The sequence below is a fragment of the Corallococcus sicarius genome (assembly GCF_003611735.1).
In the GTDB taxonomy this organism is placed as follows: domain Bacteria; phylum Myxococcota; class Myxococcia; order Myxococcales; family Myxococcaceae; genus Corallococcus; species Corallococcus sicarius.
Genome location: NZ_RAWG01000311.1, coordinates 1 through 11,707, shown reverse-complemented (window position 1 = coordinate 11,707; position 11,707 = coordinate 1). Strand labels below are relative to the sequence as shown.

At 71.1% G+C, this 11,707-nt stretch carries 11 protein-coding genes; 9 read left to right on the top strand and 2 right to left on the bottom strand.

Annotated features, from left to right (window positions below; translation table 11 throughout):
• The first annotated feature begins 20 nt into the window (after nucleotides 1–20).
• From D7X12_RS33480 to uraH, 9 genes are all read left to right on the top strand, one after another.
• A complete protein-coding gene (locus D7X12_RS33480) occupies nucleotides 21–1,268 on the top strand; it encodes a glycosyltransferase family 2 protein (protein ID WP_120629283.1) in 1,248 nt (415 codons plus the stop codon).
• Nucleotides 1,265–2,368, top strand: coding sequence for a hypothetical protein (locus tag D7X12_RS33475; protein ID WP_120629282.1), 1,104 nt, complete (start codon nucleotides 1,265–1,267; stop codon nucleotides 2,366–2,368). Before D7X12_RS33480 ends, D7X12_RS33475 begins: the two co-directional genes overlap by 4 nt.
• A 30-nt stretch (nucleotides 2,369–2,398) precedes the next feature.
• Nucleotides 2,399–3,508 carry a hypothetical protein gene (locus D7X12_RS33470; protein WP_120629285.1) on the top strand — a complete coding sequence of 370 codons (1,110 nt, stop codon included), beginning with the start codon at nucleotides 2,399–2,401 and terminating at the stop codon, nucleotides 3,506–3,508.
• On the top strand, nucleotides 3,505–4,284 hold the full coding sequence (locus D7X12_RS33465) for a hypothetical protein (protein WP_244224938.1): 780 nt from the start codon (nucleotides 3,505–3,507) through the stop codon (nucleotides 4,282–4,284). The genes D7X12_RS33470 and D7X12_RS33465 overlap by 4 nt, the downstream gene beginning before the upstream one ends.
• Before the next feature lie 85 nt (nucleotides 4,285–4,369).
• On the top strand, nucleotides 4,370–5,812 hold the full coding sequence (locus D7X12_RS33460) for an NAD(P)-binding domain-containing protein (RefSeq protein WP_120629281.1): 1,443 nt from the start codon (nucleotides 4,370–4,372) through the stop codon (nucleotides 5,810–5,812).
• Nucleotides 5,809–7,155 carry an allantoinase AllB gene (gene allB / locus D7X12_RS33455; RefSeq protein WP_120629280.1) on the top strand — a complete coding sequence of 449 codons (1,347 nt, stop codon included), beginning with the start codon at nucleotides 5,809–5,811 and terminating at the stop codon, nucleotides 7,153–7,155. Before D7X12_RS33460 ends, allB begins: the two co-directional genes overlap by 4 nt.
• A gap of 27 nt (nucleotides 7,156–7,182) precedes the next feature.
• A complete protein-coding gene (alc, locus tag D7X12_RS33450) occupies nucleotides 7,183–8,205 on the top strand; it encodes an allantoicase (protein ID WP_120629279.1) in 1,023 nt (340 codons plus the stop codon).
• Entirely contained in the window at nucleotides 8,202–8,714 is a 513-nt protein-coding gene (uraD, locus tag D7X12_RS33445; RefSeq protein WP_120629278.1) for a 2-oxo-4-hydroxy-4-carboxy-5-ureidoimidazoline decarboxylase, read from the top strand. The genes alc and uraD overlap by 4 nt, the downstream gene beginning before the upstream one ends.
• Nucleotides 8,711–9,052: a hydroxyisourate hydrolase gene (gene uraH / locus D7X12_RS33440; RefSeq protein WP_120629277.1), complete on the top strand. Its 342-nt coding sequence runs from the start codon at nucleotides 8,711–8,713 to the stop codon at nucleotides 9,050–9,052. Before uraD ends, uraH begins: the two co-directional genes overlap by 4 nt.
• Here the strand turns inward: uraH and D7X12_RS33435 are convergent.
• Nucleotides 9,037–10,647: a Rieske 2Fe-2S domain-containing protein gene (locus D7X12_RS33435; RefSeq protein ID WP_120629276.1), complete on the bottom strand. Its 1,611-nt coding sequence runs from the start codon at nucleotides 10,645–10,647 to the stop codon at nucleotides 9,037–9,039. The genes uraH and D7X12_RS33435 overlap by 16 nt on opposite strands.
• 145 nt (nucleotides 10,648–10,792) lie before the next feature.
• A partial coding sequence (locus D7X12_RS33430; protein ID WP_244224937.1) for a carbohydrate-binding protein occupies nucleotides 10,793–11,707 on the bottom strand: 915 nt, incomplete at its 5' end.

The following is an 11,707-nucleotide window of genomic DNA, read 5'->3' as shown; positions in this document are numbered from 1 at the left end:
GGCGTCAGGGGGCGGGGGCGATGGAGCTGTTTCCCATCCATTTGCTGTTCATCGTCGTCCTGACGAACCGCTACATCCTCGGCCCCTTCCTGCGGCGGCTGAAGGGCAAGCGGTTCGAACGGGTGGATGACACCTACCGTCCCCGGGTCGCCATCGTCATCCCCCTCTTCAACGAGGGGGAAGGCATCTTCCACACGGTGCGCGCGCTGCTCGCGCAGGACTACCCGCGCGAGCTGCTGGAGATCATCGTCGTGGACGACTGCTCCCGCGACGACAGCGTCGCCTGGGCGCAGAAGGCCGCCGAGGGCCACGCGAGCGTCCGTGTGATGAGCAACCCGGTGAACCTGGGCAAGCGCAAGGGCATCAACCGGGGCGTGAGGGCCGCGGTGGACGCGGAGATCATCGTCTCCGTGGACTCGGACGTGGTGGTGGACCCGGGCGCCGTGCGCCAGCTCATCCGCCGCTTCGTCCACCCGAACGTCGCCGCCGTGGGCGGGCGCACCTTCGTCAGCAACCGTCATCAGAACTGGATGACGCGGATGATTGAGATCAAGTTCCACTTCGCCCAGCAGTGGCTGAAGGACCTGGAGCGCTCGTTCCGCCAGGTGATGTGCCTGTCCGGCTGCCTCACCGCGTACCGCCGCCACGTGCTGCTCCAACTGGAGCCCATCCTGGAGGCGCGCGCCATCGCGGGCGTCCCCATCAAGTACGGCGAGGACCGCTTCCTCACGCGGCAGATCGTCAAGCACGGCTACGAAACGGTCTACACGCTGGACGCGTTCTGCTTCACCGCCGCGCCATCCACGCTCGCGGGCTACTTCTCCCAGCAGCTTCGCTGGCGGCGCTCGAACCTCGTGGACCTGCTGTCGGGCCTGTCGCACGCGTGGCGCCTGCACCCGGTCATCACGGTGCACTACGTCTCGCAGCTCGCGCTGCTCCTGGCGTACCCGGTGGTCATCGTCCACAACCTCCTCACAGGAGAGTTCTGGGACATCCTCGCGTTCCACTTCCTGGTGATTGGCCTGCTGGGCTTCATCTACCGGATGGAGACGCGCCACCTGCCCGAGGACCGGCGCGTGCCCGGGGCGAGCTTCCTGCCCATGGCGCTCCTGATGCCCGTCACCTACGCGCTCTTCACCCCGCTGGCGCTGCTGACGCTCGACTCCGGAAGCTGGGAGACGCGCGGCAGTCCCACCACGGCCCCTGCCGCGCCCCCCTCCCCCGCGAAGCTCACGTCCAGCACCTCCAGCGAGGGAACGCCGTCATGAACCAACAGGTCGCCAACCGGCTGAACGCCCTCGCGGTGTCCGCCTACAAGCTCATGGGGTCCGTGCTGCTGGCGTTGATCCTCCTGGGGCTCGCGTCGTTCCTGTCGGTGCAGGGCTTCTTCCTGTCCAGCCGGGGCTGGGTGACGCCCACCATCCTGTCGCCCACCGACCCCAACGTCCTGCAGCTCAACGCGCAGGCGGCGCAGCAGGAGGCGGAGCGCGACGCGCTCGTGACGAAGCGGCGCGAGGTGGCGGACCGACTCCAGGAGGCCGAGCGCATCCTCACCACGGAGCGGTCCTTCCAGCAGCGCTTCATCGTGGCCCTCCAGGGCGAGAAGCGCTCCCGCGACCGGCTGGCCCGGAGGCTGGCCGCGCTGCGCCAGGAGTACCTGCGCGCGGGCGCGGAGATCACCGAATCCAACCGCGCGTACAGCGGCCTTGCGCGCACGCGGACGAGCGCGCTCTACGGCGCGAAGTTGCTGGAGCGCGAGGACATGCTCACGCTCAACCACCACCTGGCGCAGATGGCGCAGAGCAACCTGTCGCTCGCGCAGGAGACGGTGGACCTGGACGTGCGGCTGGACACCCTGCGGCGCGAGCGCGACGGGCTCACCGCCGCGCAGGACGGCCTGGGCCAGGAGCGCGCCGCCCCGGAGGGCCTGACGACGGACACGCTGCTGCTGGAGCGCGAGTACACGCAGTCGGTGCTGGAGCAGGCGCGCGCGGAGGCGCTGCGCGAGAGCCTGGAGGCGGACGCGCGCGCACTGGATGACAGCATCCAGCGCTTCAACCAGCTGCTGAGGGTGGTGCACGGCTCGCCGTACCTGAAGGCCGTGGAGCAGAACCTCACCGTGGCCTTCGTGCCCTACGAGAACCTGGCCAACGCGCAGGCGGGCACCCCGCTCTACTCCTGCGCGCTCAAGGTGCTGTGGTGCCGCGAGGTGGGCGTGGTGGGGCCCGTGCTGGAGGGAGAGATCTCCCAGCAGCACCCCATCCGCCAGTACCACCTGCGGGGCGTGATGGTGGAGCTCCAGCTTCGTGACGCACCGAGCGCACAGGAGCAACTGCTGCACCTGGGCCGCCCGCCGCTGATGCTGTGAGTTCCCCTGGAATCGGAAATGGAGCGGCGGATGCGGACAACCCTCGCATGGGGAGCCCTGACGGGGCTGTGGACGGGCACGGCCCTGGCGGCGGACGACGCGGGAGCGGCGTGGGCCCGGGGCTACTGCGAGCGCGTGCGGGGCACGTCCCACGCGGAGGCCGCGCTGGAGCTGGCGCCGGAGCTCTTCGCCAGCATCGGCGCGGTGAACGCGGGCGACGCGATGGGCGGCGGTGACGAGACGCCCCTGGGCAAACCCCGCCTCCGGCTCACCGCGGGGCTGGGCTACGACTTCGTGGGGCTCTACCGGGGCCGCGCGTTGCACTCGCGCGCGGAGGCCGAGTGTCGCCGCCAGCAGGCGCTCGCCGCGCTCCAGGGCGCCGTGGAGCAGGGCTCGCGCCTGGGCGAGGCCTCCGCCCTGGAGGCCCGTGCCCGGGCGCTGGCCACGTCCCTGCCACGCGCGGAGACGCTGGTGACGGCGCTGCGCGAGGAGCTGCGCGACGGAGGCACCACGCTGGAGGAACTCAACGCGGTGCAGGTGCGCCTGGACCACCTGCGCGCGCTGGCCCGCGACACCGAACAGGCGCGGGCCCGGATCGCGCTCGGGCCCGGGCAGCCGGAGGGTCAGGATCTGGGCGCGCTCCTCACGGCCTTCGAAGCCGCGGATGATCAGGTGGAGGCCCTGTCCGGCGGACTGCGCAGGGCCCGGGCGTGGCGGCTGGCCGTGCGCGGCGGCTACGACGAGGTCTTCGACGTGGCGCAGGACGTGCCCCTCTTCGGCCAGCTCACGCTCGGCTTCAACCTGGGCGCGCTGTGGCAGGGCCGGGCCAACGCCCAGGCCCGCGAGGGCCGGCGGCAGGAGACGCGCGACGCGGTGGACGGCACGCCCCGGCGGGTGCGCCAGTTGCTGGGCGAGCTGCGCATCACCGCGCAGGCCGAACAGGCGCGGCTGGGCGAGGTCTCCGCGCTGGTGTCGGACCTGGAGGGGCAGCTGCGCGAGGTGGAGCGGCTGGAGACGCGGCAGGTCCGCCGCTTCCGGGACTACCTGCTGCTGGAGCTGGCGCGGCTCCAGGCCGAACAGGCGTACCTGGGCGCGCACCTGAAGACGCTCCAGGCGCTGCTCCAGGGGGTGAAATCGTGATCGAGGAGCGCCGTCGGCGGTGGGTGGCGGTCGGCGCATCGGCCGTGTTGATGCTCTGGGCCGGAGCGCTGCTCCTGAGCGAGGACGCCCGGGGTGACGCGAACGGCAAGGTGAAGTCCCGCGGGGCCTCCGCGCCCAGGTCCCCGCGCGCTCCACCTCCCGCCACCGCGGGGCTGGAGCCCGTCCCCCTGGAGCGGCTGACCGTCACGCAGGGGAGCGTGCAGGAGGTGCTGGGGCGCGTGCCGGACGGGCTGCGCCTCGGCATCGAGCACCCACGACAGCGCGCGTTCGTACCGGAGACGACGGGCGATGACGTGGGGCTGCGCTTCACCTGGTTGGGCGTCACCGACCCGGCGCTTCCGCTCGCCTCCGGGCGGGTGCGCGAACAGGTGGGTCTCAAGCTGCGCGCGCGGGATGGCTGCAATGTCCTCTACGCCATGTGGCGCATCGCGCCCTCGGCGGGCATCGTCGTCAACTTCAAGCGCAACCCGGACGACCATCGGAGCGGCGAGTGCGGCAGCGACGGCTACACCACCGTCCGCCCGCGGTTCATGGAGCCGTTGGATCCCCTCGTCCCGGGGCAGCCCCACGTGCTGCGCGCCCGCATCGACGCGGACGTGCTGACGGTCTTCGTGGACGGCCAGCGCGTGTGGGAGGGCGTGCTGCCCGCGGAGGCCCTCACGCTGGAGGGGCCCGTGGGCATGCGTACCGACAACGCGCGCGTGCGCTTCGAGCTGCTCGTCCCCCAGGCAGGCGGGCCCACCTCGCGGCGCTGAAGGGGCGTCCGGAACGTGGCGGACGGAGGCGAATGGTCGGCCCGCCCCCTTGCGTAGGGAATCCGGGCGTGGGTTCCTGGAGCGGATGCAAGACCGCGATCCGCTGGCCTCGCCGCTCCGTCCCCCGCAGGGCCTGGAGGCACTGGAAGCCGCCCTCCGGCGCGACCTGGACATCCTCGCCTACCCGGCCCGGAGCTGGGTGCCCCCGCGCACCACGCCGGACGGCCGCGGCATCCTGGACGTGCTCATCGTGGGCGGAGGCCAGAGCGGGCTGGGCGCCGCGTTCGGGCTGATGCGCGAGCGGGTGACAAATCTGATGGTGCTGGACGACGGGAAGGATGGCTTCCACGGCCCGTGGAAGACGTTCGCGCGGATGATCACCCTGCGCACGCCCAAGTACCTCACCGGCCCGGACTACAACATCCCCAACCTCTCCTTCCGCGCCTGGTACGAGGCGCAGCACGGCGAGGAGGGCTTCCGCCAGGTGGCCCTCATCCCGAAGGAGCTGTGGGCGGACTACCTGCTCTGGTACCGCCGTGTGCTGGCCCTGCCCGTGAAGTGCGGCACGAAGGCCGGGGCCCTCCGCTGGCGCGCGGACCTGGGCTGCTTCGAGGTCCCCATCGCCCACGCCGGTGAGTGGGGCACGCTGCTCGCGCGCAAGGTGGTGCTGGCCACCGGCATCGACGGCTCCGGCCGCTGGGACGCTCCGCCGGAGGTGCAGCCCCTGCCCCGCTCGCTCTGGGCTCACACGCATGACCCCATCGACTTCGAGGCGCTGCGCGGCAAGCGCGTGGGTGTGCTCGGCGCGGGGGCCTCCGCGTTCGACAACGCATCGGTCGCGCTGGAGACGGGCGCGGAGCGGGTGGACCTGTTCTACCGGCGCAAGAAGCTGCCCAATGTGAACCCCTACCGCTGGGCGGAGTTCGCGGGCTTCCTGCGACACCACGCCGACCTGCCGGACGCGGATCGCTGGCGCTTCATCCGGCAGATCATCGAGATGGGGCAGCTGCCGCCAAAGGACACCTTCGAACGCGCACGCCGCTCCCCTGCCTTCCACCTGCACGCGGAGAGTCCGTGGGTGGAGGTGAAGCAGCAGGACGGTCAGGCTGTCGTGCGCACGCCGCATGCGACGCACACGTTCGACTTCCTGATCATCGCGTCCGGGTTCACCACCGACCTGTCCCTGCGCCCGGAGCTGGCGGAGCTGCACCCGCACATCGCGCTGTGGAAGGACCGCTTCACGCCGCCGGAGAACGAGCGGCACGCGGACCTCCTGCGCCACCCGTACCTGGGCCCGTCGTTCGAGTTCCTGGAGAAGCAGCCGGGGAGCGCGCCGTGGGTGAGCGGCGTGTTCAACTACACCTTCGGGTGCCTGCTCTCGCTGGGCTTCGGCGGCGCGAGCATCTCCGGCATGAAGTACAGCTTGCCCCGGCTGGTGGGGGGCATCACCCGCCAGCTCTACCTGGATGACAGCGACCGGCATTTCCGGGCGCTCGCCGACTACGCCCTGACGGAGTTCGAGCCGTGAGTTCTTCCCTGACCGTGTTTCGCAGCGAGCGCGTGGTGACGCCGGAGGGCACGCGCGCCGCGGCCGTGGTGGTGCGCGACGGGCGCATCGAAGGCATCGACGCCACGGTGGACGTGCCGCGCGGCGCCCAGGTGGTGGACCTGGGGAAGGACGCGCTCCTGCCCGGCATCGTGGACAGCCACGCGCACATCAACGAGCCCGGCCGCACGGACTGGGAGGGCTTCGCCACGGCGACCGCTGCCGCGGCGGCGGGCGGCATCACCACCGTGGTGGACATGCCGCTCAACTCCATCCCGGCGACGACGTCCCTGGCCGCGCTGCGCACCAAGGCCGAGTCCGCGTCGGGCCAGTGCGCCATCGACTATGGCCTCTGGGGCGGCGTCATCCCGGGCAACGCGGGCGAGCTCCAGGCCATGGTCGACGCGGGCACGCTCGGCTTCAAGGCGTTCCTCGTGCACTCGGGCGTGGACGAGTTCCCCGCCGCCACGCGCGACGTGCTGAACACCGCGATGCCCCTCCTCGCCCGGGCGGGTGTGCCGCTCCTGGTGCACGCGGAATTGACGGACCACGAGCCGCCCTTCGCGGGCGACGTGCGCGCCTACGCCAGCTACCTCGCCTCGCGCCCTGCCGCGTGGGAGGTGGACGCCATCCGGATGATGATCGACCTGTGCCGCGAGCACCGGACGCCGGTGCACATCGTGCACCTGTCGGCGGCGGACGCGCTGGACGACATCGCGAAGGCGAAGGCGGAGGGGCTGCCCTTCACGGTGGAGACGTGCCCGCACTACCTGACGTTCAGCGCGGAGGAGATTGAAGCGGGCGCGACGCACTTCAAGTGCGCCCCGCCCATCCGCGAGGCGGAGAACCGCGAGCGGCTGTGGCGCGCGGTGGGCAGCGGCCTCATCGACCTGGTCGTCTCCGACCACTCGCCCTGCACGCCCGCGCTCAAGAAGCTGGAGGCCGGGGACTTCTCCGGCGCGTGGGGCGGCATCGCCGGGTTGCAGTTGAGCGTGTCGGCGGTGTGGACGGGCATGCGCGCCCACGGCCTGGGGCTGGACGTACTGGTGGAGCGGATGGCCCGCCGCACCGCGGCACTCGCCGGGCTGTCCGGGCGAAAAGGCGCGCTGAAGCCGGGGCTGGACGCGGACTTCGTCGTCTTCGCGCCGGAGACGCGCTTCAAGGTGGCCCCGGAGGACATCCGCCACCGGCACCGGCTGACGCCCTACGCGGGGCGCGAGCTGGAAGGCCGGGTGATGAGGACATACCTGCGCGGCCAGCGTATCTTCGACGCCACCGAGGGACTGACGGGCCCGCGCATCGGCCAGTGGCTGCCGCGCGGTTAGCCCCGACGGTCCGGGAGAGGAAAACCGATGCAAGCCGAAGCACCCGGGGCGATGCACGTCGCCTTCGCCGACCTGATTGATCTCGCCGCGCGCAAGGTGGGCGGCAAGGCCCTGCTGGCCAACGACGAGTTCTTCGCGCCCAAGGAGGCCATGCTGGAGCCGGGGCGCGGCGTCTTCATCGCGGACAAGTACACGGAGCGCGGCAAGTGGATGGACGGCTGGGAGACGCGCCGCAAGCGCGTGCCCGGCTACGACTGGTGCATCGTGAAGCTGGGCCTGCCCGGCGCCATCCACGGCATCGACGTGGACACCAATCACTTCATCGGCAACTTCCCCGAGTACGCCTCCCTGGAAGCGTGCGAGGTGGACGGAGACCCTTCCGCGGAGTCGCTGGCGGAGGACGTGTCGCGCTGGACGGAGCTGGTGCCGAAGTCGCGCCTGCGCGGCGGCTCGCGCAACCTCTTCGCGGTGGCGAACGAGCGGCGCTTCACCCACGTGCGCCTCAACATCTTCCCGGACGGCGGCGTCGCGCGCCTGCGCATCCACGGACAGGTGCTGCCGGACTGGCACGCGCTGAAGACGTCGGGGCTGGTGGACCTGGCGGCGGCGGCGAACGGCGGCTCCGTCGTCACGTGCAATGATCAGTTCTTCGGCACGAAGGACAACCTCATCTTCCCGGGCCGCGCGGCCAACATGGGCGAGGGCTGGGAGACGCGCCGCAAGCGCGTGCCGGGCTTCGACTGGATCGTCGTGAAGCTGGCCACGGCCGGCACCCTGCGCCGCGCGGAGGTGGACACCCACTTCTTCAAGGGCAACTTCCCGGACCGCTGCTCGCTGGAGGGCATCCACCTGGAGGAGCCGCTGCTGGACTTCGCCAACGCGACCCACCTCCAGTGGAAGGAGCTGCTGCCCCAGTCGAAGCTCCAGGCGGACCACTGCCACGTCTTCGAGAAGGAGCTGAAGGACGTGGGCCCCATCACCCACGTGCGCCTCAACATCTTCCCGGATGGCGGCGTCAGCCGGCTGCGCCTCTTCGGGGAGCCGGCGTGACGACAGCGCTGGAGCGCCTGAACACGGCGACCACGGAGGAAGCCACCCAGGCGCTCACGCGCTGCTGCGGCAGCACGCGCTGGGTGGAGGCGATGCTGGCCGTCCGCCCGTTCCGGGACGCGGAGCACCTCTTCGCGGAGGCCACGGACGCCTGGGCGCGCACGGGGCCGGAGGACTGGAAGGAAGCCTTCACCCACCACCCGCGCATCGGGGATGTGTCCAAGCTGCGTGAGAAGTTCGCCGCTACCGCGCAGTGGTCGTCGCAGGAGCAGCAGGGCGTGGCCGCCGCGGACGAGCGCGTGCTGGAGGCGCTGGCCCAGGGCAACCGCGACTACGAGGCGCGCTACGGCTTCATCTTCCTCGTGTGTGCCACCGGCAAGAGCGCGGCGCAGATGCTCGCGCTCCTGCAGGGCCGCATGGACAACGCCCCCGACGCGGAGCTGAGAATCGCCGCGGGCGAGCAGGCGAAGATCACCCGCATCCGACTGGAGAAGCTCCTCGCATCATGAGCACGCTCAGCACGCATGTCCTCGACACGAGCACCGGCCGCCCCGCGGAGGGGCTCTCCCTCGTCCTGGAGGCCCGGGCGGGAGACACCTTCCTGGAGCTGTTCCGGGGCGTCACCAACGCGGACGGCCGGGTGAAGGACCTGTCGGGCGCGGCCACGAAGCTGGGGCCCGGCGTCTACCGGCTCACCTTCGACACCGGGGCCTGGTTCCAGGCCCGGGGCCAGAAGGGCTTCTACCCGTACGTCCAGGTGGTGTTCGAGGTCGCCGCGACCGACGAGCACTACCACGTCCCGCTGCTCCTCAGCCCCTACGGCTTCTCCACCTACCGGGGGAGCTGAGTCGCAGTGCCGTCGCTCTCCGTCCGGGTCGCCTCCGGCTTGTCCGCGAGCGGCTCCGCGCAGAGGGTGGCGTTGTTCGTCCTGCAGACGCCACCGCGGTGCAGGTCGAACTGCCAGCGGTGGCGCGGGCACACCACGTAGCGGCCCTCCTCCACCCAGCCCCCGGACAGGTCGGCACCCTGGTGCGGGCAGAAGCGCTGGATGGAGAAGCGCTTGCCGCCCACCTCCACCACGGTGCGCTCCTTCTGTGACTCGGTGGCGCGGATGCCGTCGCAGAACTCGCGGATGTCCTCCACCTCCACGCCCAGGAAGCCGTGCAGCACGGGCTCGTACACGTCCGGGTTGCGGCTCAGGCGCAGGCGGAAGGACAGGAGGAAGTCCTCCCAGTTCAGCTTCCGATCCAACACGCGCACGATGTCCGCAGCGCCCACCGTCATCGTGTAGCGGACCGTGTCGCGCAGCGCCGGCACCTCGTCCACGCGGCGGCGCTTGAAGTCCACGCGCAGCAGCCGCGTCGGTGCCTCCGTCAGCTCCACGTAGAGGGGCATGCCCACCCGCCCATGCAGGTCCAACAGGTCCAGCTTGCGCTGCAGCTCCACGCGCAGACGGCCCAGGATCTCATCCACCTCCTCGCGCATCAGGTTGCGGCGGCGCTCGCGGAAGACGTGCGCCAGGTCCTTCGCGTACGCGTGGATGTAGTCCTGGAAGTTCTCCGTCGTCACCCGCTCCGGCACCTGGGAGACGTACTCGAGCGTGCCCGCATCCAACACGTCCCCGGGCATGGGCTCCAGATAGCGCGTGGGCGCTTGCGGCAGGCGCTGCGCCAGGAAGGCGAAGAGGTCCGGCGCGCGGGGGAAGATGTTCACGTCCTCGAAGTTGAGCGGGAACAGCGCCGGGTCCAGGAAGGCCGCCGGGCCCGCGGACGCGATGTAGCCGCGCGGCTGCACCGACTCCAGCGCGCGTGCCACCGCCTCGAACTTGCTGTCGCGCTTCCTCCGCGCGATGGCCGCGTACGTCTCGCGCGGGTACTCGTAGCAGGTGGGGTGCCAGATGGCCCCGGAGAACTGCGCGGAGAAGACGTCGATGGGGCCCTCCTCCGCGATGACGCGCACCAGCCGATCATGCATCTTGCAGTCGTTGAGGTTGAGGAAGCACCGGCCGTCCCCGCGCACCATCAGGCTGGAGTCGCGGTTGGTGCCCTGCTCGGAGACGAAGAGCTTGAGGTAGCCGCCCTTGAAGGGGACCTCGCGCGAGTCCTCGCACACGACGACGCGCTTGCAGCCGTACTTCGCGAAGCAGTCCTCCAGCGCCGAGCGCTTGAACCGGGGCACCAGCACGGTGAAGTCCCGCCGGGTGAGCGTGGCCAGGAACTCCGGGTCGAAGTGATCCTTGTGCTCGTGGCTGATGTAGAGGAAGCGCTCGCGGCCCGGCGTCTCCAGCAGCTCGCGCACGCGCGGCGCCAGGTGGTGGTTGCGCGGCAGCTGCATCCACGCCGAGTCGAAGGCCCCCTGGGGCGACAGCCACGGGTCCATGACGACGAGCGCCTCGGCGGTCTCCACCGCGAAGCCCGCATGACCCAGGAAGGTGATCCGCATGGACGTCGCCCCTCGGCAGTGACGCCGACGGCACACGCCACGGCGGCAGCTAGGCTGCGAACCCGGGGCGGCCCTGGCCACTGCCCCGCCGGCCCGGGGCCCCTGTCGGGTGGCCCACGGAACCGGCGTCAGCCCTGGGGCCGGACTACGGCTGGATCTCCCGGACGCTCAGCCACTTGAAGTCCACGTCCTGGGCGTTGTCCCACCGGAACGTGGCGATGGGGCCGCCCCAGGTGATGGGCATGGCACCCACGGCGCCGCCGCAGTGCTGCGCGTCCCCGCCCCAGGTGCCCGCGTCGGTCAGGTCGTAGACCTTCTTCCAGGTCACCTTGTCGGCGTTCTCGTTGACGTACAGCTCCAGCTTCACCGCCTCCGCGCCGTTCGCGCCGGGCACGTTGCGCATCACCGACTTGAAGCCCACCCAGCGGCCCTTGAGCGCGGAGGTGGCGGGCTTGTACGGCCCCTGATCATAGGAGACGTGCCACGTCTCCTTCTCGAAGCGCACGCGGCCGTCGTAGTGCAGGCCGCCCTTGTAGCTGCTGCCCTCGCAGCCCGAGTGGTCGTCGTTGTGCTTCCCGCCCCGCGCGTACCACGCGAAGTTGTCCTGGGTGTTGGAGGCCGCGTTGACCTTCACGAAGCCCGTCATCTCCACGTTCTTCCAGTCGTTCGCCGCCTGCATGTAGCCGCGGCTCGCGAGCACGTCGCGGTCGTAGGTGGCGATCTGCTTCGCGTCATAGCCCGTGGACGGGTACGCGCTCATGCGGACCTGGCTGCTCTTCATCTTCCACGAGCCGTCCGCGTTGCGCGTGATGGATCCCTGCGGCACGAAGCGCTTGTCCGCCGTCGCGTTCTCCGCGAGCGCCCACGCCTCCCCGCCCGCCTTGGACGGGTACAGCATCGTCACGCCGAAGCCGTCCGCGCCCGAGGGTGCCGGCGGGGGTGTCGTCTCCGGCGGCGCGCCGGGCACGGCGGGTACGGTAGGCGTGGTGGGGTCCGGTGCGGGCACCGCGGGCGCTGGAGGCTCGTTGACCGAAGGGGTGGGCTCGGGCGTGCCCTCGGG

What these genes read in the sequence shown, in the direction of transcription:
- D7X12_RS33435 (WP_120629276.1), bottom strand. Translation starts at nt 10,647, where the DNA reads ATGCGGATCACCTTCCTGGGTCATGCGGGCTTCGCGGTGGAGACCGCC.
- alc (WP_120629279.1), top strand. Translation starts at nt 7,183, where the DNA reads ATGCAAGCCGAAGCACCCGGGGCGATGCACGTCGCCTTCGCCGACCTG.
- D7X12_RS33475 (WP_120629282.1), top strand. Translation starts at nt 1,265, where the DNA reads ATGAACCAACAGGTCGCCAACCGGCTGAACGCCCTCGCGGTGTCCGCC.
- D7X12_RS33460 (WP_120629281.1), top strand. Translation starts at nt 4,370, where the DNA reads ATGCAAGACCGCGATCCGCTGGCCTCGCCGCTCCGTCCCCCGCAGGGC.
- D7X12_RS33470 (WP_120629285.1), top strand. Translation starts at nt 2,399, where the DNA reads ATGCGGACAACCCTCGCATGGGGAGCCCTGACGGGGCTGTGGACGGGC.
- uraH (WP_120629277.1), top strand. Translation starts at nt 8,711, where the DNA reads ATGAGCACGCTCAGCACGCATGTCCTCGACACGAGCACCGGCCGCCCC.
- D7X12_RS33480 (WP_120629283.1), top strand. Translation starts at nt 21, where the DNA reads ATGGAGCTGTTTCCCATCCATTTGCTGTTCATCGTCGTCCTGACGAAC.